Consider the following 23,975-nt stretch of genomic DNA (forward strand, 5'->3'; position numbering starts at 1 on the left):
TTGGTGTTTGGTGTTTGGTGTTTGGTGTTTGGTGTTTGGTGTTTGGTGTTTGGTGTTTGGTGTTTGGTGTTTGGTGTTTGGTGTCTGGTGTTCGTTACCTGATGTCTGATGCCTGTTACCTGTTGCTTCTTCATACAGCTTTGCATGATTATCCCGTTTGCTCAGAATGTGGGGGTTGGGGAGCCTAAGGGAAGGAATAAAGAGAAAAGAGATACGAAAAAAAGAGGCAGCTTTAGTGGGATGTTCGACTTGAAATAGGAACATATGTTTGGCATAATGACAATAAGAACATATATTCTTATTTTGTTGATTCGGGGGCGAGCAGACATGGAAGTCCAAGCGGAAACGGAACTTCAATCCTTTAGCAGCCGTTTTCACAACGAGCAGGACTGCTTGGAGGCATTGATCGCGATGAAGTGGCCGAATGGCTTCGTCTGCCCGCGTTGCGCTCATACCCGCTGCAGTCGTCTGACTTCCCGGCGCATTCCCTTGTTCGAGTGCGCCAGGTGTGCGCATCAAACGTCGGCTTTGGTGGGCACGATTTTTGAACGAACCCATCTCCCCCTGACCAAGTGGTTCCAGGCGCTGGAGTTGTTCCTGCTGCCCGACGGCATCTCGGCGATGCGGCTGAGCCAGGTGATCCAGGTCACCTACAAGACCGCCTGGTTGATGCTGCACCGCATCCGCCAGACCATCGGGGAGTTCGATGCCCGGGAGCTGCTCTGCGGAGACGTGAAGGTGAACAGCGACCTGTATGGGCGTAATCCGGCCCGGCCACAGTTTCCTCATCCGCATGCTTCGGCAGTCGTAGCGGGATGCACGGTCACGGAGTCGGGCGAGCCGGAGCAGGTCAAAATCCGTCTGTTCCCGCAGATGAGGGGAGATAGAAACAGAGCGAATCGACTCGAACTCGCTGCGTTTATCCATGAACAGGTATATGTCCGTGCATCGGCGGTACAGTCGTTCCCTCAAGCCTTTCGGCTGTATAGACCCTTGCGGAAAGTCGTGAGTGAGGCGTGGACATCGCTGAAGAGTACATATGTTGCCTTGGGAACAAAATACCTGCAGGCGTACCTCAATGAGTACACCGTACGCCGACGACTGCGCCTGACCGAAGGGGAAGAAACGATGTGGCAGAAGTTGTTGTACATGGGCGTGGCGATTCCGGCGATCCCTTACCGCCGACTGATCGCGCGCCAACCATTTCAGCCTCTTGCGGCTGCGTCCTGATCACAGGGCTTGAGCGAGGAAAGGTGAGCATGATGTGCGTGGCTCGAACGGTGTGGGTTAGGATGAACGAGGACATCGAAAAAATTCAGGTTCAAGCGGCAACGAGGGCCAGACAGAGTCTTTTATTATTTCAGGGCTTTGCTCCGCTCCCACTCCTTCTCTCGCGGTCGGTTTCACATCACCTAAACGCTCTGCTTTCTGCTAAGATCACCTCATAATCTCGAACCGATCTGCTTTCTCCTAAGATCACCTCATAATCTCGAACCGATCTGCTTTCTCCTAAGATCACCTCATAATCTTGAACCGATCTGCTTTCTCCTAAGATCACTTCATAATCTCGAACCGATCTGCTTCTCCATAAGGCACGATCAAAAAATAATAGACCCATTCGATGGTCTTGAATAGCGTAACAACAGGCATTTTCGTGCCACACTTGATCCGTTATTTTCTTTAACGCGCCTAAAGTCTTTTTTCGGTTCCCGGTTTTCTGTTTTTCTTTACCTGATCCAACGGGATAATCGTGCAAGGCTTCCGGGCAGCGAGTTCACATGCCTTGCCACGATCGACGGGCAGCTTGACTGTCAAGCACGGATGATTAGGTGGAGTCCATAAAATGAGTTCACTTAATTTTCGCAGCATGAAACTGGCAAACTTGCAAGGAGGGGATTCGAATTCCTCAGAACCCAGCCAGCAGCTACAAAGGTTTAATTGGATTTGTGCTCTGCGAAAGTCGAGTAATAAAAAAGTCGAGAACAGGAACTGAAGTGCATCCCATTTCTCGACCATTTGTCCTTCACATCTGTGCGTTACCATGGTGATTTTCATCATTCAAGCCTGTCTGTTAGTATTTCAAAGTTAGTATTTCAAAGCTACTTAAGCAGCAAACCTTACTCAGTCCTGCGGCTGCCAGGTGAATGTAACGGCCGCGTGTGAGGGCAGCGTGTAGGCAAAGGATTTTGTGCCCTGCCTTACGGTAAATTCCCGGCTGTCCGCCGATACGTTGACGGCAATCAGCACTATCGTTCCATCCGGATTGCGAAAGGCGGCGTTTTCGATGCTGCCGGCCTGCTGCGTTGAATCAATGCGCACCGCGCCAGGCTGAACAAATTTGCTCGCATGCCCGATGGCATAATACTCTTCATTTTTCGTCACCGCTCCGGTGGCCGGATCGATGGTTACGACTCCGCGGCAGTTCTTGCATCCGCCATTAATCGGGCCTCCCTCGGGATCAAGCGCCATATTCCAGAGCAGCACATTTTGCGCCCAGTTGCGGGTTCCCCCGATAATCAAATTGGACAATTGCCAGCTCAAGTTGCCTCCGAAATCCGTGCTCCAGGCCCCTCCGCTGCATTCCGTCAAATAAATATGCTTATCAGGATAAGCGTCATGCATTCGCGACATGACATCAGGTGATCCCGAATAGCAGTGGTAGGCGGTGCCGTCAATATACCGGCTGGCCCCTTCATCGGAAAGCAAGGTACCCGCGTAATTCTCGCCAATATCCCAATTATGATCAAAGCCTATAATTTTCGTATTCAGCCCGTTTGCTTTAAAGGCAGGCCCAAGGTAATCCCGTATAAATTTTGCCTGCTCCAGCGCGCCCATGCTCATGCTTGGATAATCAGGGGTCGTGAACTCGGGCTCATTCTGCACCGTCACCGCCTCGACAGGGATTCCCGCCTGTTCGTAAGCTTTAATATAGCGGACAAAATACTCCGCATATGCGGAATACACACGCGGGTCAGTATAATTCAGATACCAGCCGTTCAGCGTTTTTTCGCCAAACTTCATCCAGGCCGGAGCGGTCCAGGGAGTCCCAACCAGCTTGATGCCTTCCTTTTTCTTCATTATATTCTGCAGCAGTTCCATGACATCGGCATCCTTGGCGACAGAGAAACGGTTCAGTTCATAATCCGGCTCGCCTGAATCCGTATCATCATAGGTATAGCTCGCAGGCTGCCCGTTCTCATCCACCGAATAATCGGAGGCCCCGATGGTATGCCGGATATAATGGATATTAATCCCCTGGGAAGTAAACAGGTCATTTAAAAGCGCATCCCTTTGCGTTTCAGACATCCTATGATTGATCAAATAAGCTGATGAGCCCGTTACAGCCGCCCCAAAACCCTCGATCGTTTGATAGGCAATTTGCGGATTTACATCAATCGTCAGCTCATCGCTGCCGCTGGCTGCATGCTCCGAAAAATGCTGTGCTGTCTGTGGTGTCAGCAGATTAACACGATCCGGCGTAGTCAACCATACGCTTGCATCCTCTTCCCGGGATGGCGGCTGCCGGTCCTGGTGCCCGTAAAAGCCACCAATTCCCCAAAACAGGAGCACACCGCACACGATGACCGCCAACAGCGGAAGAAGGATTCTGGCCATAAACTTGAAAATCTTCGCTCTGTTATCCCGCATGCTCCCCGCCTCCTTTTCGTATGAAAAAAGAGCCGGGGCAGACGCCCCGACTTCATTTGTATAACCGTATGACTGATAAAAGATTCCTTTACCCGTTGATCTTATTTTGCCTGTTTGGAATTCTTATCCTGATTGCCCTTCCCGGCATTCTTGGCCTCTGGAATTGTTACCTTTCCTTCGAGACGGATATCCGCAGATGAGCTTCCCACGTAAATCGGCACCTCGCCGGATGGCATAACCCATTGATCGGATTTTTCATCCCAGTATGACAAAGCTTTGTTATCCAGCTGAATGGTTACACGCTGCTGCTTACCCGGTTCAAGCTTGATTTTCGCAAAGCCCGCGAGCTGCTTGGGCGGCGTATCCACAGGTGCGGGCAGCTTGCCTGTATACACCTGAACCACCTCGGAGCCGGACACTTTACCGGTATTGCGCAGGTTCAGGGACACCTCCACGGTGCTTTCCTTTTTCCCGCTCTTATCCGCTTTGGTTTTCAGATTGCTGTAGTTAAACGTTGTATAAGACAATCCGTAACCGAAGGCGAAAGCGGGCTTGATGCCTTCCTTCTCGTAGCCGCGGTAACCGACATCAATACCTTCGGAGTAATCCCCGTTGCCATTGATGCCAGGGAACTGGGCTTCACTGGACACAGGTGTCGCTTTTTCATTGACAGGGAAAGTGACAGGAAGCTTGCCAGACGGATTCACATCACCGAACAGGATGTGGGCAAGAGCGCTGCCCTGCTCCTGACCGGCATACCATGCCTGGATAATGGCCGGTACGTCATGCTGCCAGCCGTCCATTTCAACCGCCCTGCCGCTCATCTGAACCACGATAGTCTTCGGATTCACAGCAGCAACGGCTTTGATCAGCCGGTCCTGATTGTTCGGGAGCTCCAGGTCAGAGCGGTCCACATAACCTTCACTGTCATACGTACGGGTCACAATGACCGCAACGTCGGACTTGCGGGCCAATTCAACAGCATCTTTAATGAGCTTATCCTGCACGTCGGCCGGCGGCTCCCAGCCGAAGCGGATCATGCCGCCGTAATCACTGTCGTCGAAGTTCGGCGAATCGGTGCGGTACTCAATACGTACGCTATGCTGTTCACCTTTCTTCAGGGTAATGCTCTTTTCCGTGGTTTCCAGTTTGGTTCCTTTATTGTCAATGAACAGTTCTCCGTCAAGGTACAGCTTGCCTGAACCCATGCTTGAGATCGACAGCTTGTATTCGCCTGTTTCAGGGGCGGCGATGACCCCCGTCCAGCGTGCCGACATCATGGAGTTGAACTTTGTCGGAACAGGGTCCACCTTCGGGGATCTGGCATTGAAGTCGAAATTATAAAAGCCCAGATTCATATTCACTTGTTTGTCTGTGTGCACAAAACCAGGGCTTCCTTCCATGGCGGCATTATCCCAATATTCCCCGCGCAGGCCGTTCTCCCCTTCATCGTAAGTGGCATATCCGACGCTGGCGCCTTTCTCCTCAGGAACAGCAGGATGGAGCAGAGAAGAAGGCACTGCGGACGGTCCGGGAATGATATCACCAGCCGTGATCGGGTCGCTGCCCGGCGCGTATTTCACATCCACATCATTACCCGCCCGCTCGCGAATGCCTTTGAGCGGACTGACCGAATACGTTGGATTGACTTTGGAACTGCCGCCTCCGGCTGCCGAACCATTATCAGCGTCCGGACCAATTACGGCAATCGATTTCAGCTTGTCCGCAGACAGCGGAAGCATGTTGTTATTGTTCTGGAGCAGCACCATGCTGTCTTCGGCAATTTTGCGAGCCAACGCGCCGTCTGCTTTAGCATCAATCAGATTGTTTTTGGCCGGATGATCAAACAATCCTTTTTCAAACATCTGCTGCAAAATGCGGCTTACCATGTCATCAAGGCGTTCTTCGCTGACTTCACCCTTCTTAACGGCGGCCAAAAGCTTGTCTCCCCACATATTATATGGAACACCCGGTGTTTCCAGATCGAGGCCCGCATTGGCGGAAGTCGCGGTACTCACGTTGGCGCCGTAATCGCTCATGATAAAGCCGTCAAAGCCTTTTTGGCCTTTCAGGACATCATTCAGCATCTCATCATTGTCACAGGCTGCCACGCCATTGATTTTATTAAAAGAGCACATGGCAGCACCCAGACCCGCTTGTACCGCCGATTCGAACGGCCGCAGATATACCTCCTGAATTGTACGTTCATCCGCTTTAACATTGGTGGTAAAACGCTCGGTTTCCTGGTTGTTCAGCAGGTAATGCTTGGCCGTAGCAATAACCGGATTGCTCTGAACCCCCTTCACATAAGCCGCCCCCAGCTTGGACTGCAGCAGCGGATCCTCGCCAAGCGATTCAAAGTTGCGCGAACCCCACGGCAGACGCGCGATATCAAGTCCAGGGCCCAAAAATACATTATGGGTTGTATTATAAGCCTCTTTGCCAAGCAGGTCACCGTACTGTGAAGCTGCTTCCGTATCCCAGGAAGCGGCCAAAGCAATCGGTGCAGGCAGGGCCGTCGCCTGCTTATCCTGGACGTCCGGATTGGCAACACGTATGCCAGCCGGCCCGTCAGCCATTTTTAGAGCCGGAATTCCCAATCTCTCTATGCCTTCGTTATAAAAACCGTAATTATTATTCACGTCACCGGTTACGAAATCTACTTTCTCTTCCAGCGTCATGGATTTGAGCAGCAAGGCCGTACGCTCCTTTGCGGATAACGACGCATTCATCCACGGCTTGTCGACGGCGGCCCCTTCCGCAGAGCTTGTGTTGAACGGTGCCATCACCATGGCGATCATGACTGCCACAACAGTCAAACGAATTACCAGCGGTTTCACTCTCACTCGTTGTTCACCTTCCCAATATGTATTTGCACACCCGAGCAAGGATATGCTGCCGGGCAGCAGCCAGCCTGCCCCCCTCTCAAACAGGCAGGCCGGCTGAACCCCTTAACACACTAGCCGATACAGCAACCGAATGCACTAGCCACATACTGGAAAGTGAGGGCAACAAAAGATATTAGGACCAGAATGAAATCGCTTTATGATTCTTGTAACAAAATGTTTAAGAAAAAGTAACAACTTTGTATCTTTTGGATAATAGAAGTTAAAAATGAGCTTTTGTACCCGGTCCCAATTTTCCTTCATTTTACTGTATTGTCTGTATAAGTTAGGTTATTCGTTTCTTCATTTAAAAAAATCCGCCGCAAAAGCCAGGTTCGGCTTTCGCGGCGGACGTACGTTATGGACGATATAAATTAAAATGCAGGAAGCGCAATATCGGCGTAGTTATCCTCAAAAAATTTCTTCACTTCCGGACCGCTCATGCGCTCCGCCAGCTTGCGGATTGCCGCAGAATCCTTGTTGTCTTCTCGCGCTACCAGCGTAATCGCAAATTTGGAGTCAACATCCTCTTTGATCAGGGCATCCTTTTTCGGCGTCAGGCCAAGCGGTGCGGCATAGGCGGGAGTCATCGCCACCAGATCAACGTCATCCAGCGTACGGGCCAGCATCAGCAGGTCGACTTCCTTGAACTTGAAGTGCTTCGGATTTTCCACAATATCCGCCTGGGTGGCGTTGATGCCTGCGCCTTCCTTCAGCTTAATCAGGCCGTTCTTCTCGAACATAACCAGCGAACGTCCGATATTGGAGGGGTCATTCGCCATGGCGATGGTCGCGCCTTCCGGCAGGTCCTCGATTTTCTTGTAACGCTTGGAATATCCGCCGTAAATCGCGTGATAGATCGGCTGTATCCCTACCAGATGTGAATCGTTTGCTTCATTATATTGTTCCATGTAAGGAACGTGCTGGAAGAAGTTAGCGTCCACTTCACCGCTGGCCAGCGCCGTATTCGGCTGTACATTATCGGACAGAACTACAATCTCCAGATTAATGCCGTCCTCTTTGAGCAGTGGCTTCACCAGCTTAAGCACATCCGTCATCGGCGGAATCAGCGTCGCGACCTTCAGCGTCGTTTCTTCCTTGGCTCCCGCGGCCTGATCGGCATTCTCCCCTGCAGTCCCCGATTGGCCGGATTGCTGTCCGCAGCCTGCTGCGATCAGCAACATGGCCGCAAGCAGCAGCATCAGCATTTTATTTTTCATATTTCGCATGGAATAACCCCCGTCTGTTTATTTTTTTCTAATTCAGGTAAAAGCCTCCCGGTTACCGTTTATCCAATAGCCTGGACAGCGCGCTGCCGGCAAACTGGATGAGTTGTACCAGGATAATCATAATGATAATCGTAAATACCATAATTTCTGTCTCAAAACGCTGATAGCCGTACCGGATGGCAAAGTCCCCCACGCCACCGCCGCCGACAACCCCCATAACCGTGGAATAAGAGATGAAGCTGATCGTTGCCGTGGTCAGTCCCAGTACGAGCCCGGAGCGCGCCTCCACATACAGGAATTTCACAATCATCTGGATTGTCGACGCGCCCATGGAAGAGGCGGCTTCCATCACCCCACGCGGAACGTCCAGCAGGGATTGCTCCACCAGTCTCGCGTAGTAGGCAATCGCCACAACCGCCAAAGGAACGGCCGCAGCCAGTGTGCCCAGCGCGGTTCCGACGATCAGACGTGTAAATGGAATCAAAAACACGACCAGCAGCAGAAACGGAAATGAGCGGACAATGTTTACGAAGGTGTCCAGAACCGTGAACAGCAGGCGATTCGCGTAGGGTTGTCCCTTTCTGCACAAAAACAAAACGGTCCCCAGCGGAAGACCGACGAGCAGCGCAGCCAGTATGGAAATACCGACCATGACAAAGGTTTCGCCGATGGCCTGCCAGATCTCGGACTGATATTTCATAACATCCGCCATCATCTGATCAAGCATCACCCATTCCCTCCAGTTCATCCGCCGCTACCGTCCGCACAATCTGCCCCTGCTCCATGATAGTCACCCGTCTGCATATCTTCTTTACGACGTTCATATCATGGGTCACGATGAGAATGGTCACGCCATAGGTTTGGTTCACATGGCGCAGCACCTCCAGAATGTCCGCGGTCGTCTGCGGGTCCAGCGCAGACGTCGGCTCATCGCAGAGCAGCACCTTCGGACCGTTGGCCAGTGCTCTGGCAATCGCCACCCGCTGCTTCTGTCCGCCGCTCAGCCGGGAGGGATATTGCTCTGCCTTATCCTCCAGCCCTACGAATTTCAGGCATTCCTCGATGCGTGCAAGCCGCTCCCGCTTCGGCACCCCGGCAAGCTCCATGGCCATGGAAATATTTCGGCTGACGGTGCGGTTCAGCACAAGATTATATTGCTGAAAGATCATGCCGATTGAGCGTCGGGCCTCCCGCAGCTGTCGGGCGGACAGAGCCGTCAACTCCTGCTCCCCGACAAAGACCTTGCCCCGATCCGGCCGCTCCAGAAGATTGACCATGCGCAGCAGCGTGGATTTGCCCGCTCCGCTGGCGCCGATAATGCCGTGAATCGTTCCTTTCGGAATATGAAGAGTAACGTCCCGCACCGCTTCCAACTGACCTTTTGGCAAGCGGTAGGTTTTGCTGACATACTCCAGTGAGACGATAAGCCACTCCTCCTTCCGACAAACAGGCCCACTGTATTACTTATTTATAAATCTGTTACATCGTCTGTGCACCTGTAAATTATAGGACATGAACTTATCTGTGTCACTATTTTTAATCTCAACCCCTTTTCACCACGTCAAAATTATTTTCAATCAGCAGCCAGTTTTGCGGAAAGCTGAGGCCCAGCTTCCAATAGCTCATCCCCCGCAGCCCCAGTTCTTTGACCAAATTGAATTTGGCCTGAATCGAACGGGCATCTTCAAACCATACCTCATGCTCGCTGCCTTCCCCGGTCGTATAGCGGAAAAACGGCGCCTGCGCCCTTGTGCTGTATTGAATCGCCACGTTATTGTCGGCCGCGATCCTGATCGCCTGCTGCGGACTGACTGCCCTCGCAACGGTTCCCTGCACAAACGGCAGGGTCCAGTCGTATCCGTACAGGTTTTGCCCCATCATGATTTTGGAGGCGGGCATTTCCGTCAGCGCATACTCGATGACCTTTCTTACCGGACCGATTGGTGAAACAGCCTGAGCCGGACCACCGCTGTACCCCCACTCATAGGTCATGATCACGACAAAATCGGCGATTTGCCCGTGTGACCGATAGTCATGGGCTTCATACCACGGTCCGGCCTGTGTGGCGCTGGTTTTGGGGGCGAGTGCGGTGGACATCAGCCAGCCTTGCTGCCGAAAGCGCGTTTTGGCTTTGCGCAAGAAATTGTTGTATGCCTCCCGGTCGGCCGGCCGCAAAAACTCGAAATCGAAATGGATATCCCGAAATCCATATCGGTTGGCGGTATTCACAATATTGTCCAAAAACCGGTTCTGAACGGCAATATCATTTAGCAAAATGCGCCCAAGCTCATTGCTGAACTGCCCGTTCTCCTGATTCGTAATGGCCATCATCAGCACAACCCGGTTGGCACCGGCGATCTGCGCAAAATCGTTCAGCAGCGGCTCCTTTAACGATCCGTCCCTGAGCGCTTGAAAGCTGAATGGCGCCAAATACGTCAAATGCGGGGCGGCTTCCCGCGCTCCTCGCACCAGCGCCGGAGCAACCGCTGTCCCATGCGGCTCCACGTAAGCGTTAAATTCGGCGTTCACACTGGAACGGGGCGGGATGTACAGCCGAAATCCAACCGACAGTGTCTGGTTTGGCGAAATCCCGTTCACACGTGCCAGTTCCTGATAAGTCACAGCAAACCGCCGGGCAATCGACCATAGGCTATCGCCCCGTCGGACCCAATAATAGCTGCCCGCAATGGGAATCACCAGAGTTTGTCCGATCACGAGACGCTCCGGGTTCGGCAGTTCATTCGCTTGGACAATATTCTCATAAGGAATGCTGTATGCTTCAGCAATGCTGTAGATTGTCTGATTGGCCTGGACAACATGAATCTGCATGCTGGTCCCTCCTCACCATAAGGTAACACTGCCACTATCCTATGAAGGGAAAGGATTGGCTTATTCCCTCGTTATCAGAACGCAGGCAGGGTGATTTCGGCGTTATTCATCCCCACACGGAAATGGAGGACATCCCGCATCAGTGAAAAATCAGACATGACAACCCCAGTTGAAGAATATTTTATTTACTGTTCTCTGCAAAAAATGCGAAATTAATGTTATCATTCATGACATATTCAATTTTTCGGAATCATCTCGGCAGCTCATTAACAAATCGTTGTTACGTTTTATTACAAATCATTTATTATACTGCTTTGTTGGTTAAAGGAGGGGGTCGAGTGAACAGATGGCTGGGCCGGTCATTAAAGAGAAAGCTGTCCTTTATTTTAATCCTGGCAATGATCATTCCGATTATATCTTTAGGCTTTTTTTCATACGCTACCGCATCCTCCCTCTCAGAAGAAAAAGCCAAGCTCACAGGCATGAATATCCTGCGCCAGCTCGATACCCAGCTCCAGCTGATGGTTAAGGATGTCGAAAGCATGTCGGTTTTTCTGATCGGCGATGAAGACGTACAGCAGTATCTGCGCGCTTCCCGCAGCAATGTCGTACTGCGCACCTCCATCATCGTTTTTCTTACCAATCTGGTTTTCTCCAAAGATTATATCGCCAACATCAGCATCATTCCGAACGACAGCAAAGAAGTCATATCTTATTCAGCCAAACAGTTTCAAGGACGTTCATTTGCCCTGCCGGAGGACAGCACACTCTCTGAAGAGGCTCCTTCCGAAAAGCTCTGGTCCATCCCCTCCGGAGAAGAAGCGGCAGCCGCTGGAAACACGATTACACTGACCCGACCGATCCGCAGCACCTATACGTACCAGCCGCTCGGTTTTCTCGCCATCAGTCTGAATCAGAAGGTCATTTCACGCTACCTCTATCATTCCGGCATGGAAGGTGACGGGTATGTGCTGCTGCTGGACAGGGATAATCGCATTATAGCCGGACAGGAGCAAGTATCCGGCGCAAGGGATCTGGCCACACTCTTCCCGGGGATCCATCTGTCGGAGACTTCCTCCGGCTTCCTGAATTACGGGAAGGGCAGTGATCGAATAACCCTGATGTATTATAAGATGCCCAATACGGATTGGACGCTGGTGGGTGTTATTCCTTTCGCTCAATACAGCAGCGAGAACCAGTATTTGCTCCGGCTGACCGCACTGGTCATTGCGGCCGCAGCCCTCATTATTGCGGCGATCCTCCTTTTTCTGATCTCCACCATCACCAGGCCGCTGCACCGGCTGTCCGTATTCCTGAAGCAGGGCAACCTGGAGGACAAGCTCCCCGTTCCCTCTGTGGATGAGGTTGGCCGGCTCATTATCAGCTATAACCGTTTAAGCCGCCGCATTCGGCGCCTGACCGCACAGGTCAAGGAGAACGAAGCCCGCAAAAAAGAAGCCGATTTGCTTGCGCTGCAGGCTCAGATCAATCCCCATTTTCTTTACAACACGCTTGCCTCCGTCCATTGGATGGCCTTGATGAACAGGGACAGCGGCATTGCCGTGATGGTGGACTCGCTGAGCAGCTTCTTGCGGTTCAGCTTGAACCAGGGCGAGGAGTTCTGCGAGGTTCAGCAGGAGATCGCCCATGTGGAAAGCTATGTACAGATTCAATCCATCCGCTACCCGCAGCAATTTACGGTGGATTTCGAGGTCGATCCCTGCTGCAGGCACCAAAAAATGCTCAAGCTGCTGCTGCAGCCCTTGATCGAGAACGCGATTCTGCACGGTGTGCTGCAAACCGGGGAGCATGGCCGCATAAGTATCAAAGTAGAACCATCAGACGATGAGATGAGGTTTACCGTTCAGGATAACGGGGCAGGCATGAGCCCACAGGTGTTGGAGCAGCTCCGTTCTTCTTTATCGATGGGAACACAGCCCCGTTCCGGAAGCGGCAGCTACGGGCTGCGTAATGTGCACAGCCGTCTCACGATGCACTATTCCGGAAATACGGGTCTTCATATCGAAAGCGAGCAAGGACGCGGCACCAGGGTTTCCTTTAAGATTCCAGAAAGTATAAACTTCTTGGCATAAGCTTCCTGGAAGCGCAAGAAAAACTTCCGCTAAACGCGGTCTGGCTTCTGTGAATGTACATCGATAGACGTTTTTCTTACCATTCCCTGCATTGGAGGAGATGAAGCGTCAACAACTCATGACTCAAGTCACGAGCTTGTCTCTGCCTACTTCGTAGACAGTGCTTGCGCTTCGCACAAGCCTTTTAGACTTATTCCTAACCGGTAGTGCGAACGCACCTTATCGTGCTCCTACCTTAGCGTGTTGGAACATCAGGACGGTTGACCTCGCCCCTACAACAAGAGCTATACTCCTGTTGTACCTGTACCGATGTACTCGATTCCTTTGCGGTACAGATTCATAGCGCCAATTCGGTCATCGTTCGAGCGATAGTGGCAGTTTCGGCATTCAAAAGCATGCATCTTTTTGTTTCGATTGGCTCGTTCCATATGTCCGCATTTCGGGCAGGTCTGGGACGTATACTTGGGATCGACTGCGATGACACCCTGTCCATTCAGTTGAGCCTTGTACTCCAACATCTCACGGAACTGGTGAAATGCCCAGGATACCGACACATACCGATGGCGAACACATACTTTTTCTGTTGCGGAACGAACATGCTTTAAATTTTCGATCACAAACAGAGTGCCTTTCGGATACGTTTCAACGAGTGCCTTGGTTACTTGATGGTTAACATCCGTAACATAACGGTTTTCTCTTGAACCGATCTGCTTGAGTCGTTTGCGAGCCGATGGGGTTTGTCTCATCTGAAGTTGTTTGCGTAAGGCTTTATATTGGCCTCGTTTGTGTTTCACCGTTCGTCCAGGATAAAACGTCGTCTGGCTTTGAGTGTCGTAGGTAGTGGCAAGAAAGTTAATTCCCAGGTCAATTCCTACGATGTGATTGACCTTTGTAGGATCCAATTCAGGGAACTCCTTGGTCATGGAAATATGCAAAAACCACTTCTTGCGTTTGTACACGAGCTTGGCCGTGCCCCATTTCCATGTCCCGTCAAAGAAGTGCTGCATGCCTTGTTTTTTGTAACGAAGCTTCACTCGCCCGTCCAGTGTGTTTATGCTAAACCGATCTTGGTTCAAAGAATAATCTCGATTCCATACCAGATCATATTCAGGTCGTTTGAATTGAACCAGGCTCCAATCGTGTCCGTTGGATCGGGCAGAGGTATAGCGAGCGATAACGGTTCTGATCACCGATTGCGCCATTTGGCTTTTCAAACCAAAACGACTTCGCAGCTCTCGATAATACAAGTCATGGAGTGCACGCTGACGTAATTCTTTGGTTTGAAAGATCATTGCAGAAAGATAGTTACATGCTTCGCGGTAGGTATGGATGGTCTTGGTGAGCATTTCTGTATGCTCATGCGGGACATCGATTTGGATTTTTGCTGTAATGGTCGGTATCGGATTCACCTCTTTTCACTGCATTCAATATAGCACACGATGTTAAATTCTCATGACGAAAGGAGGAAGCATGGACCTTTCGGCTTTCGAGCTACCAATGGTAGCCCTTATGCCGAGCACAATTCCTCACACGGCTAAAGTCGAGTGTGTCCATGCGCCGTTATGAAGCTGCTGATTGTGGACGATGAGGTTATCATACGCAACGGGCTAAGCACCGTAATCCCCTGGAAAGATCACGGTTTTACACTTCTCAGGCCTGCCGCTTCAGCGGAAGAAGCGCTCAGCCGTTTCCCGGGGGAGCAGCCCGAGATCGTGTTTACCGACATTCAGATGACGGGCAAAAACGGCCTGGACATGACCGCCGAAATTAAGGAAGCCTATCCGCAGACGGAAATCGTCGTGCTCTCCGTTCATGACCAATTTCAATTTACACAGCAGGCGATCCGCTACGGCGTAGCTGATTATATATTAAAAACGAGCAGCCCGGAGGAAATCATCAATGCCGCTGAAAAAGCGCGCAGCCGAATCCTGAGCAGAGCCGGACAAAGATTAGGCAGCAAGCCGGATGCAGATAAAAAAACGCTACAAATCAGCATGCTTGAAGATATGCTGCTGAACGGCCGCGTGTCCGAAAACGGGGAGCTGAACGAACTGGACAGCCTGCTGCCTGGAATCAGGCTGCCTCTGTCCCCGGACAAGCTCCTGCTGCCGCTGCAGGTGCTGATGATATCGCTGTTCTCCGGACAGCAAGACAACCTGACCGATGACGCGGTGTCCAAAATGGAGCAGGAGCTGAATAGCAAGTTCCCCGCCGCCTGCCTTCGGAAAGGGCAAAAAATGCTGGCTGTCATCAATCTCCACGAAGTTCAGAATCCTAATGCACGGCTCCTGGAGACAGTCGAGCATATCGAGCAAGAATTGGGCTTGCGCCTGTTCATTTCTGCCGGGTCAGTTGTTCAGAGCCTGCACCAGCTCCATTCCTCCTTTATTCAGGCCAAGCAGACCCACGGTTACCGCTGGTTTGCCGGCGGCGCCCGGCTGGTGACGTTCGACCAGATACAGGGACGGAAAGGAATCGATTTGGCCCGCTCCCCTGAGGATGAAGCCCGCCTCATAAGGGCGCTCAAGAGCGGGGAACGGGGGGAGCTGCGTCTGTTGTCGGAAGATTTATGCACAGCGGTTCGGGCCAATCCGCAGGCTACTCCCGAATCCTTTCACGCCTATATCCAGCTGCTGCTGATGACAGGCTACCGGTGGCTGGAGCGTTCCGCCCGGGACAGCGGTGCTGAAATGCCTGCGTCCGGGCTGCGGATGCCGTCACTGGAAACACTGCTCGCCGATCCCGAAGGGGCGTTTACCCTCCATCTGGAGGAAATGATGAATATCTATCTGACATGGTCCGACAGCACCAACTTGTATATCAAAGAGGCCATCGCTTTTATCCGCGGCAATCTTGTCCATAACATCACGCTGCAGCAGGTTGCCGCCCACATCCATGTTCATCCGAATTATTTAAGCGATTTGTTTAAACGGGAAACCGGAAGAAACTATATTGAGTTTGTGACTGCCGAACGGATGGAAAGAGCCATGGCTGCCCTTTCTGGAACCTCTCTTCGTGTTAAGGAAATCGCCAAAAACGTCGGTTATGAGGACATGAAATATTTCACCCAGCTTTTCAAACGCCATACCGGACTCACTCCGTCAGAATACCGCAGCAACTGCTGAATTTTATCCCCCCTCCCCTTAACTCTCTCCCCTTACCTGCGGGCGGGAGTTTTTATATTATAGGAGAAACATTTACGGATGGAGGTAAGAAAACATGACAAAAACATTCAAAGTTCTTATCACTGCACTTACACTGTGTCTGATCGTGGCCGGTTGTGGGGGCGGCGGAGGCAGCGACACAGGTGCCGCTGGAAATACCGGAAGCGGCGGAAGCGGTGAAAAAATAACGCTTTCCATCTGGCACAACTATTCCGGTGACGACCTCCGTGCGCAAACAATGCGCCGCCTGATCGACGAGTTTCAGCAGGAGCATCCGGATGTGACGGTGGATTCGCAGCCTATCCCTACCGACGCCTACCGCCAACGCATTCAAACGGTGGCAGCTGCCAAGGAAATGCCGGATCTGTTCCTTACCTATGCGGGCAGCTTCACGGATGAATTCCAGAAAGCAGGTCTGATTCAGCCGATTACATCGGTGCTGGAAGAACACAAGGACTGGGCCGACGGATTCCTGCCAGGGGCAACCGATATCTACAATTATGATGGCGATATTTATTCCGTCCCTGTCGCCATGTCTGCAACCTCCTTCCTTTTTTATAACAAAGAACTTTTTGAACAAAATGGCGTCAAAGTCCCTGCGACATGGGAAGAGCTGCTGGCAGCCATCGAAACGTTCAAAAAGGCAGGCATTACGCCAATCGAGCTTGGCAACCAGGCTCCATGGGTGGCGCAATCGACCCTGTTCAGCGTACTGGCTGACCGTGTAACGGGCAGTGACTGGTTCATGAACGCCAAGGACGGCAATGGAGCCTCCTTCACGGACCCGCAGTTCCTGGAGTCTTTAAATTACTTTAAGCAGTTGGTAGATTCAGGTGCATTCCCGGAAGGCGCCAACAGCCTGGATAATACGCAGGCTGAGCAGCAGTTCATTCAGGGCAATGCCGCCATGATCATGAACGGCGCATGGTCCATCAGCAACTGGGCCGCAGCCGCCTCCGAAGAGCAAATGAACAAGGTAGGCATTACGGTATTCCCTGCCATGCCGAACGGTCTTGGCGAAGCCAACACCATTACCGGCGGTCCCGGCGGCGGCTTCGTGCTTAACGCCAATCTCGAAGGAGAAAAGCTGGAGCTGGCAAAAGAGCTGTTCTACAAGCTGAGCAATGCGGATGCGCAAAAGGCGATTGCGGAAAGCAACTCCATGGTCATGTACAACGTGGACATTGATGAATCCAAAGTAACTCCTTTGTTCTATACAGCATTTAATCTCGTTAAGACACTCAAATTCAGCCCTGTATATGATCTGTATCTGTCCGCCGCAGGCGGTGAGGGCATCAACAACGGACTGCAGGAAATTATGCTGGGCGGAGAACCCGCCTCCGTGGCAGAGAAGCTGCAAACCACACAAGCAGCTGCTGCAGGCAAGTAACTTTTTTTGAAAATACAAATCATCGGCCCGCACCCATTGGGTGCGGCTTCCACTTGACCGGCCAAATGCCGCGCATTTGGTACAGCAGAAAAAGGAGGAGGAGGTTATGAGCACTGCCGCCGCACGTTTAAGAGGCTTTCTTTTACTCTGTCTGGTGCCTTCCATTGTTCTCTATGGATTTTTCGTCATCGTTCCTATCATCTGGTCAGCCTACTATGGCTTCTTTGACTGGAGCGGGATCGGTACAGCCAAGTTTGCCGGCTGGTCCAATTACATTGCGGTAATACAGGACCCGCTGTTCTGGCGCTCGTTCAAGAACAACATTATCATCGTCTGCGCATCGGTGTTCGGACAGGTTCCCATCGCCCTGGTGCTGTCGCTGCTGCTGCTTCGCAACCGCTGGTTCTATCGTGTCATTCGCTCCGCTGTGTTCATGCCGATGGTGCTGTCCACCGTCGTCATTGGACTGATCTGGAAGTATATCTATCACCCGCAAATCGGTATCTTGAACCTGCTGCTGAATTCGGTGGGCTTGAAGTCCTGGGCGCAGCCCTGGCTGTCCGATCCGGATATCAATATGTACGCACTCTCCGTGCCGATCATCTGGGCCAACATCGGTCCGTATCTGATTATTTTTATCGCTGCCATTCAAAATCTGCCCTCCGAGGTAGAGGAAGCCGCACTGCTTGAAGGGGCCACAGGGCCGAAGAAGCTGTTCTACATTACGCTGCCGATGATCTGGAATACGATCAAGGTAGCCGTGATCATGTGCATCGCGGGCAGCCTGAAGGCGTTCGACCAGGTATTCGTCATGACACACGGTGGCCCGGCTCACACGACCGAGCTGCTTGCGACTTATATGTACAACAGCACTTTCGCCGTGTACCGCTATGGCTACGGTTCGGCGATTTCAACCTTGATTGTTGTGCTCAGCGCGCTTCTGATCCTGCTCAGCCAGATCCTTATGAACCGAAACAAGCTGAAGGAGGGCTGATGCCTGATGAAACAACAACCTGATCTTATCTCCGGACTGCCGTTCGCCCGGCAAGGGGGCAGCAGGAAACGGCAGCCGGTTTCGCTTTGGATAAGGAATGCCCTGTTGGCATTCTATGCGCTGTTGACTCTTTATCCGTTGTATTGGCTTTTTATCAGCGCCTTTAAGACCAATGAAGAATTTTTCACACGCCCTTTCTCACTGCCGCAGGCCCCGTCCTTCGACAATATGATCCGCGCGTGGAAGCTGGCGGGCATGGGGCAGGCCATGATGAATTCTGCCATCGTGACCGTATTGGCTATGATTCTAACGCTGATCCTTGGAGCGATGTGCGCATTTGCTCTTTCGCGCTTCAGATTCCGGCTGCAGGGCGCCATCATGGCTTACTTCCTGCTGGGCATGCTCATCCCGATTCACAGCACGCTCGTCCCGCTGTTCATCATGCTGAAGAACATCGGCATGCTCAATACGCATTGGGCGCTGATCCTGCCTTATACGGCCTTCGAGCTTTCCCTTGCCATCTTCCTGATTGCCGCCTATATGACCTCCATTCCGAAAGAGGTTGAGGAAGCAGCACTGATCGACGGTATGGGCTATTGGGGGTTGTTCTTACGCATCATTCTGCCTCTGTCCGTCCCCGGCATGGCGACGGTAGCGATTCTCGCTTTCCTCCGTTACTGGAACGAGTTCGCCTTTGCCCTCGTGTTCATCAACTCACAGGCGCTCAAGACACTGCCGCTGAGCCTGTCCATCTTTTCCGACGGATTCGGGACAGACTACGGGCTGACCATGGCCGCCATGGCGATTGCCGTGGTGCCTACCATCGTGATTTATCTGATTTTCCAGGAGCAGATTATGAAGGGAATGGTCGCGGGGGCCGTGAAGGGGTAACGGCGCCTGCAACGAGACGCTCCGAGAACGAAGCATTCCTACAATCGCTGTTGACCCTCCGGGCCAATGGCGACCGCTGCGATTTCTAAAACGGCAAAGGTCGAGAACAGGTGTAAGCCCCCCTATTCTCGACCTCTTTTACACCTTATGCCCACCCGATCCGTGTTATGGATGGGGTTCGGACCGGAAAGCTCTTATTGCTGCAAAATTCAGCCTTTTTCGCTTTTATCGGACAGAGGTGCAGTTATCTGTACATTTTTCGGCCAATTAGACTCAGATCTTGACCGATAAGGTCCGTGTCGTCCGAAAGGTTGATCAAATGCCGCTTCTTTTTACAATTAGAGTCTCTCCAGTCCGCGAGGGCAATTATAGATAACAAGCACCCAAAAAGAGGCTTCCCCATAAAAATAACCTGCCCCTAGAGGAACTCAGCTTCCGGGGGCAGGTTATTTACATTTATACTCTTGCCGCCGTCAATTATCTCACGATCAAACCTGGCTTCAGCTTAAGCCCGGTGACCCGTTTGGCGTCGTTGATTTTAATGCAGCAGCATATTCAGAACCGCAGACCTCATTCGGTTACACGGCAACCTCACTGCCATCGGAAACAGGCACGGCTTGTTTGAGACATAGGGCTGGAATACGGTTCAGCTCTCTCCCGGGTAGCGAAGTCCCCACTGGCTGCGGCATGCATCCAGCAGCTTCATAATGCCCAGCGATTCCTCCAGTGTAATCGTTGGGCTCTCCGTAAGGCCTTCGCTCAGGCAGCGGCCTACTTCCTCCGCCTCGAAGGCGTAGCCGGTCGAAACACGGTCATCGTTGAAGGTCTCCGCCTCTTGGCCTCCGATATGCAGTACCGCCGTATTGGAATTCAAGAAGGACGGAATATGAATATAACCCTCGGTTCCATGGATATAGGCGTCATTGGTCAGACCGAGACGCACCGCTCCGTTCAGCATCGCTGACCGGCCGCCGCTGTAGGTCAGCATGATCGAGAACTCCTCATCGACACCCGTCTCCCCGATATGTGCCTTGCTGTATATATCCTCCGGCTCATAACCAAAGATCATGGAAGCGAAGGAAACCGGGTAGATTCCCGCATCAAGCAGCGCCCCGCCCCCCAGTTCGAGGTTCAACAGTCTGCCCTCCGGATTCCAGCCTGAACGGAAGCCGAACTCGGCCTTCAGCAGGCGCACCTCGCCGATCTTGCCGGCATCCAGCCATTCCCGCACTTTGCGGATCGCTGGCAGGAAGCGGGTCCACATGGCCTCCATGAGGAACAGATTTTTTTCCCTGGCAAGCTTGATCAGTTCCTCCAGCTCACCGCTATTAATCGTAAAAGGCTTTTCACACAACACAGCTTTACCCGCATTCAGGGCGGCCAGCACAGCTTCCTTGTGGAAAGGATGAGGTGTCCCGATATACACGGCATCCACTTCGGGATCGCTTAACAGTTCCTCATAGCTCCCATAGGCATGGGGAATCTGATACTTCCCCGCAAATTCGTTGGCGCTTTCGATTGATCTGGAGCCGACTGCATACAGCTCCCCATTCGCCACATGAGCAAAATCAGCCGCAAATTTGCCGGCAATCCAGCCTGTGCTGATAATGCCCCATTTCACTTTCTTCCCATCATTCTGTCCCATCTCTCCGCCTCCTCAAAGTGATCATCCACACTTGCCGCAAGCTGTCCACAGATATGTAATCGATTTCTTTTCCATTTTAGCAAAACCACGTACGCAAAAAAAGGTGATGCCTTCTTAATCCTTTAAGGCATCACCTTTTTTTCATCTGTCCGCTCTATCTAACGTGGCTTAATCCGCCTCCACATACTTCCATTCATCTTCAGGCATGTAATATTCATCTGACGAGAAGCGCTGCTCCTTGAACGGATCGGCTGTATTATGAAAGCCATTGCTCTCCCAGAATCCCGGACGGTCTTCCTTCATGAATTCAATCCCGCGAATCCATTTGGCGCTTTTCCAGAAATAAAAAGCAGGTACGACCAGACGCAGCGGCCAGCCATGCTTGGCGGTCAGCGGCTTGCCGTCATAGTTCCAGGCCAGCAGCACATCGTCCTTCAGCAAATCCGCCAGCTTCAGATTGGTTTCATAATCCGGATCAGCATGAATCATGACATATTTCGCTTCAGGCTTGACCTTGATTTCCTTCATCAGATCCGAAAAACGCACACCCTCCCAAGGGGTATCGAACTTGGACCAGCGGGTCACACAATGAATGTCGCTGACCGTACGGGTTACAGGCAGCGCCTGCAGCTCATCAAAAGTAAACGTTCGCTCCTCCTCCACCTCTCCGAAAATACGCAAATCCCATGCGGCCAAATCGTATTCGGGCACCGCTCCTTCATGCAGGATGGGAAAGCTCTCGGTGAGCGTCTGTCCGGGCGGCAGGCGGCGCGCCCGCTCCGCATCCAGTTCGGGACGCTCCGGCACCCGGGCCGCCTTAAGACGGTCGGCTTTGTTCTGCATCTGCTTCTCCTCCTATTACGAGTTTCAGGAGCTCGGTTCACTCCGGTTATATCTATCTGTATAAAACTATACCCTGATTGTCAACCCGTTAGCCATCCGTACAGCTACCGTACGTCCAGTGCATCGAAGTACGGATACATGCTCCCTGCCCATCCGGCAGCAGCAAACATCCCTATAAAATAAACCATCAGCCAAGCATCCGCCCGTGAGTACCCGATCACATAATAATACGTACGCTTCGCATCCGAAAATCCTTTGGCTTCCATCGCAACAGCAATGCGCTGCGCGCGGCGGATGCTTTGCGCAAGCAGCGGGATGGCATACATTTTGATTCTGGCATACAGATTCCAGCGGCCGACATGACGCTGCGCTCCCCGGATGGCCAGTGCATGCCGGAGCGTCTGGAATTCCTCGACCAGGATGGGTATCATCCGCATTGCCGCAAGAAAGCTGTATGCATATTTCGGAGGAAGCCGCCACTGCTGCATCAGGGAATAAAACAGCTTCACCGGCCGGGTCGTAAGTCCGAACAGCAGGCCTGCAGCGGCCATGCAGATGGCTCGGCAGCCCAGGTGCAGCCCCCGGTAAAAGCTTTCCTCCGTAATATGCACCAGCCCCCATTTCCACCATGTCGTTTCTCCTTTTCCGAAAAACATCATTCCTGTCGAAGTGGAGATAAAGATCAGGATAAACGGGGAAGCGTATAACAGCAGCCGTTTCCACGGATGCCCGGCCCCCGTAAGCAGCAGCAGCATTCCCGCCGCAAGATTAATCATGATATTCAAATTATGAATCCATATCACAGCCGGAAACAGCAGGGCGAACAAGAGAAGCTTCAAGCCCGGGTTTACCTGGTGCAGCCAGGTCTCGCGATGGGGAAAAGTCAGCTGCACAGCTCAACCCTCCCATTCCGTACCCGCCATTCATCCGTGCAGTAACGGCGGACCACTTCGGAATCATGGGTAACCATGATCACCGCTGTGCCCGCCCTGCGGAGTGATTCGAGCAAGTCCAGAATCGCAAAGGTGTTGCGGGCGTCCTGGCCGAAGGTGGGCTCATCCAGCAGAAGGACTTTCGGCTCACGGATGATGGCAGTTGCGATGCTTAAACGGCGTTTCTGCCCGAGCGAGAGCTGATAAGGATGCCTGTCCTCCAACTTCAGCAAGCCGAAGCGGTCAAGCAGCTGCCGCACCTTCGTCTTCCGCTGCTCCGCGTCCGGGAAATCGAAGAAAATTGAATATTCCACTTCTTCATATACCGAATTGGTGACGAACTGAAGCTCCGGATTCTGGAATACAAATCCTATGTTTTCGGCCAGCTGTTCTGTTCGGCCTGCAGTCCGTTCGCATACCTCGTACCGGCCGTCCGTCTTGAGCAGGCCCATCATGGACAGGAGCAGGGAGCTTTTGCCCGCTCCGTTCGCACCGGTGATCCCGATCCATTGACCTGGGAATACCTTCGCTTCCCCGACCCGAATGACGTCCGTTCTGCCGCGCATTCCGGCAAAACCGCTGAGCTCCAGTACCGGAGAAGCGTCGTCGTGGCAGGATGAACTCCCTTTTAAGCAGGACACCGCTCCTATAACCGGCTCAGCCGATGCAGTGCTCAGGAGACGCGGAGAAGCCGCTTCCGTCCACACCCCCGGGTACCAAATGCCATACTCGCTTAACCTTTCCCTCTGTGTGGAGAACACCTCATCAGGCGTCCCGTCGGCAATAATTTCTCCAGTGTGAGACAGAACTGCAACCCGGTCCACCTCATGAATTACTTCACTGATCTTATGCTCCACGATAATGAGCGTCTTGTCCGCCGATATGTTGCGGATCGTGTCCCAAACCTGTGCGGTCCCCTCTTCATCCAGCAGCGCTGTCGGCTCATCCAGGAACAGCACCTCCGCTTCCGCTGCCAGCACAGTCGCAACAGCAAGTCGCTGCTTCATTCCCTGTGACATTTCCTGAATGGGCATGCCTGCTATTGCCTCTGCCAATCCGACATGTGCCAGGCAATCACGGATGCGGAAGGGCATTTCCTCACGCGGAATCCGGCGGTTTTCCAGCACAAAAGCCAGCTCTTCATCCGCAAAAGGCATGCAAAACTGAGTATCAGGGTCCTGAAACACCACTCCGGAACGTTCCGGGACAATGACTTCATCGCATTTCATCGGCACCTCCACAGCAGCGGGGATCAAGCCGCTCAGCACCTGGAGCAGCGTTGATTTGCCGCAGCCGCTCGGTCCGAGCAGCAGCAGCTTCTCCCCTTTACGGACGGAAATGGACAATTCTTGGAAGAGCAGGTTTTGCTCTCCAGGGAACTTCAGCCTCAGGTTGGTAACACCCGCCGCAGCAGAGAAATCAAGCCCCATGC

At 52.4% G+C, this 23,975-nt stretch carries 17 protein-coding genes; 6 read left to right on the forward strand and 11 right to left on the reverse strand.

The features are described from left to right. Nucleotides 1-327: 327 nt before the first annotated feature. Complete coding sequence (locus ACE5KN_RS15400; protein ID WP_375533105.1) at nucleotides 328-1,230, forward strand: transposase; 903 nt, start codon at nucleotides 328-330, stop codon at nucleotides 1,228-1,230. Between the two features lie 891 nt (nucleotides 1,231-2,121). Here the strand turns inward: ACE5KN_RS15400 and ACE5KN_RS15405 are convergent. From ACE5KN_RS15405 to ACE5KN_RS15430, 6 genes are all read right to left on the reverse strand, one after another. Then, nucleotides 2,122-3,615 carry a glycoside hydrolase family 30 protein gene (locus ACE5KN_RS15405; protein WP_375528890.1) on the reverse strand — a complete coding sequence of 498 codons (1,494 nt, stop codon included), beginning with the start codon at nucleotides 3,613-3,615 and terminating at the stop codon, nucleotides 2,122-2,124. Between the two features lie 134 nt (nucleotides 3,616-3,749). Then, nucleotides 3,750-6,494: a beta-glucosidase H gene (locus tag ACE5KN_RS15410; protein ID WP_375528885.1), complete on the reverse strand. Its 2,745-nt coding sequence runs from the start codon at nucleotides 6,492-6,494 to the stop codon at nucleotides 3,750-3,752. Between the two features lie 413 nt (nucleotides 6,495-6,907). Next, nucleotides 6,908-7,753, reverse strand: coding sequence for a MetQ/NlpA family ABC transporter substrate-binding protein (locus ACE5KN_RS15415; protein ID WP_375528891.1), 846 nt, complete (start codon nucleotides 7,751-7,753; stop codon nucleotides 6,908-6,910). A 61-nt stretch (nucleotides 7,754-7,814) separates the two neighbouring features. Next, the gene (locus tag ACE5KN_RS15420) at nucleotides 7,815-8,510 is read right to left on the reverse strand and encodes a methionine ABC transporter permease (protein WP_375533106.1); all 696 of its coding nucleotides are present in this window, start codon (nucleotides 8,508-8,510) and stop codon (nucleotides 7,815-7,817) included. Beyond that, nucleotides 8,482-9,186, reverse strand: coding sequence for a methionine ABC transporter ATP-binding protein (locus tag ACE5KN_RS15425; protein ID WP_375528892.1), 705 nt, complete (start codon nucleotides 9,184-9,186; stop codon nucleotides 8,482-8,484). Before ACE5KN_RS15425 ends, ACE5KN_RS15420 begins: the two co-directional genes overlap by 29 nt. 118 nt (nucleotides 9,187-9,304) lie before the next feature. After that, on the reverse strand, nucleotides 9,305-10,591 hold the full coding sequence (locus tag ACE5KN_RS15430) for a LysM peptidoglycan-binding domain-containing protein (RefSeq protein WP_375528887.1): 1,287 nt from the start codon (nucleotides 10,589-10,591) through the stop codon (nucleotides 9,305-9,307). A gap of 338 nt (nucleotides 10,592-10,929) precedes the next feature. Between ACE5KN_RS15430 and ACE5KN_RS15435 the strand changes: the two genes are divergently transcribed. Then, nucleotides 10,930-12,684, forward strand: coding sequence for a cache domain-containing sensor histidine kinase (locus tag ACE5KN_RS15435; protein ID WP_375528888.1), 1,755 nt, complete (start codon nucleotides 10,930-10,932; stop codon nucleotides 12,682-12,684). A 284-nt stretch (nucleotides 12,685-12,968) separates the two neighbouring features. Here ACE5KN_RS15435 and ACE5KN_RS15440 read toward each other — a convergent pair whose 3' ends face one another. Further along, nucleotides 12,969-14,084, reverse strand: coding sequence for an RNA-guided endonuclease InsQ/TnpB family protein (locus ACE5KN_RS15440; RefSeq protein WP_375533113.1), 1,116 nt, complete (start codon nucleotides 14,082-14,084; stop codon nucleotides 12,969-12,971). A 162-nt stretch (nucleotides 14,085-14,246) separates the two neighbouring features. Between ACE5KN_RS15440 and ACE5KN_RS15445 the strand changes: the two genes are divergently transcribed. The 4 genes from ACE5KN_RS15445 to ACE5KN_RS15460 all read left to right on the forward strand — a co-directional run bounded on the left by ACE5KN_RS15445 (nucleotide 14,247) and on the right by ACE5KN_RS15460 (nucleotide 19,123). Beyond that, nucleotides 14,247-15,809 (forward strand): helix-turn-helix domain-containing protein, encoded by a 1,563-nt coding sequence (locus ACE5KN_RS15445; RefSeq protein ID WP_375524609.1) that lies wholly within the window; start codon nucleotides 14,247-14,249, stop codon nucleotides 15,807-15,809. A gap of 94 nt (nucleotides 15,810-15,903) precedes the next feature. Next, on the forward strand, nucleotides 15,904-17,238 hold the full coding sequence (locus ACE5KN_RS15450; RefSeq protein ID WP_375524610.1) for an extracellular solute-binding protein: 1,335 nt from the start codon (nucleotides 15,904-15,906) through the stop codon (nucleotides 17,236-17,238). 106 nt (nucleotides 17,239-17,344) lie between these two features. After that, on the forward strand, nucleotides 17,345-18,232 hold the full coding sequence (locus ACE5KN_RS15455) for a carbohydrate ABC transporter permease (RefSeq protein WP_375524611.1): 888 nt from the start codon (nucleotides 17,345-17,347) through the stop codon (nucleotides 18,230-18,232). 6 nt (nucleotides 18,233-18,238) lie between these two features. Next, the gene (locus tag ACE5KN_RS15460; RefSeq protein ID WP_375524612.1) at nucleotides 18,239-19,123 is read left to right on the forward strand and encodes a carbohydrate ABC transporter permease; all 885 of its coding nucleotides are present in this window, start codon (nucleotides 18,239-18,241) and stop codon (nucleotides 19,121-19,123) included. 646 nt (nucleotides 19,124-19,769) lie between these two features. Here the strand turns inward: ACE5KN_RS15460 and ACE5KN_RS15465 are convergent. From ACE5KN_RS15465 to ACE5KN_RS15480, 4 genes are all read right to left on the reverse strand, one after another. Further along, nucleotides 19,770-20,768 (reverse strand): Gfo/Idh/MocA family protein, encoded by a 999-nt coding sequence (locus tag ACE5KN_RS15465; RefSeq protein ID WP_375524613.1) that lies wholly within the window; start codon nucleotides 20,766-20,768, stop codon nucleotides 19,770-19,772. Between the two features lie 168 nt (nucleotides 20,769-20,936). Beyond that, complete coding sequence (locus ACE5KN_RS15470; protein ID WP_355316262.1) at nucleotides 20,937-21,611, reverse strand: sulfite oxidase-like oxidoreductase; 675 nt, start codon at nucleotides 21,609-21,611, stop codon at nucleotides 20,937-20,939. Nucleotides 21,612-21,715: 104 nt separating this feature from the next. Beyond that, nucleotides 21,716-22,504 carry an energy-coupling factor transporter transmembrane component T family protein gene (locus ACE5KN_RS15475; RefSeq protein WP_375524614.1) on the reverse strand — a complete coding sequence of 263 codons (789 nt, stop codon included), beginning with the start codon at nucleotides 22,502-22,504 and terminating at the stop codon, nucleotides 21,716-21,718. Next, on the reverse strand, nucleotides 22,495-23,973 hold the full coding sequence (locus ACE5KN_RS15480) for an ABC transporter ATP-binding protein (RefSeq protein ID WP_375524773.1): 1,479 nt from the start codon (nucleotides 23,971-23,973) through the stop codon (nucleotides 22,495-22,497). Before ACE5KN_RS15480 ends, ACE5KN_RS15475 begins: the two co-directional genes overlap by 10 nt. Between the last annotated feature and the right edge of the window lie 2 nt (nucleotides 23,974-23,975).

Origin of the sequence: Paenibacillus terreus (assembly GCF_042138595.1) — a bacterium.
Taxonomy (GTDB): domain Bacteria; phylum Bacillota; class Bacilli; order Paenibacillales; family Paenibacillaceae; genus Paenibacillus; species Paenibacillus terreus.

Bases quoted from the DNA above. Each gene is read 5' to 3' on its own strand.
- ACE5KN_RS15400 (WP_375533105.1), top strand. From the start codon at position 328: ATGGAAGTCCAAGCGGAAACGGAACTTCAATCCTTTAGCAGCCGTTTT.
- ACE5KN_RS15405 (WP_375528890.1), bottom strand. From the start codon at position 3,615: ATGGCCAGAATCCTTCTTCCGCTGTTGGCGGTCATCGTGTGCGGTGTG.
- ACE5KN_RS15415 (WP_375528891.1), bottom strand. From the start codon at position 7,753: ATGAAAAATAAAATGCTGATGCTGCTGCTTGCGGCCATGTTGCTGATC.
- ACE5KN_RS15420 (WP_375533106.1), bottom strand. From the start codon at position 8,510: ATGAACTGGAGGGAATGGGTGATGCTTGATCAGATGATGGCGGATGTT.
- ACE5KN_RS15430 (WP_375528887.1), bottom strand. From the start codon at position 10,591: ATGCAGATTCATGTTGTCCAGGCCAATCAGACAATCTACAGCATTGCT.
- ACE5KN_RS15445 (WP_375524609.1), top strand. From the start codon at position 14,247: ATGAAGCTGCTGATTGTGGACGATGAGGTTATCATACGCAACGGGCTA.
- ACE5KN_RS15450 (WP_375524610.1), top strand. From the start codon at position 15,904: ATGACAAAAACATTCAAAGTTCTTATCACTGCACTTACACTGTGTCTG.
- ACE5KN_RS15455 (WP_375524611.1), top strand. From the start codon at position 17,345: ATGAGCACTGCCGCCGCACGTTTAAGAGGCTTTCTTTTACTCTGTCTG.
- ACE5KN_RS15460 (WP_375524612.1), top strand. From the start codon at position 18,239: ATGAAACAACAACCTGATCTTATCTCCGGACTGCCGTTCGCCCGGCAA.
- ACE5KN_RS15465 (WP_375524613.1), bottom strand. From the start codon at position 20,768: ATGGGACAGAATGATGGGAAGAAAGTGAAATGGGGCATTATCAGCACA.
- ACE5KN_RS15470 (WP_355316262.1), bottom strand. From the start codon at position 21,611: ATGCAGAACAAAGCCGACCGTCTTAAGGCGGCCCGGGTGCCGGAGCGT.
- ACE5KN_RS15480 (WP_375524773.1), bottom strand. From the start codon at position 23,973: ATGGGGCTTGATTTCTCTGCTGCGGCGGGTGTTACCAACCTGAGGCTG.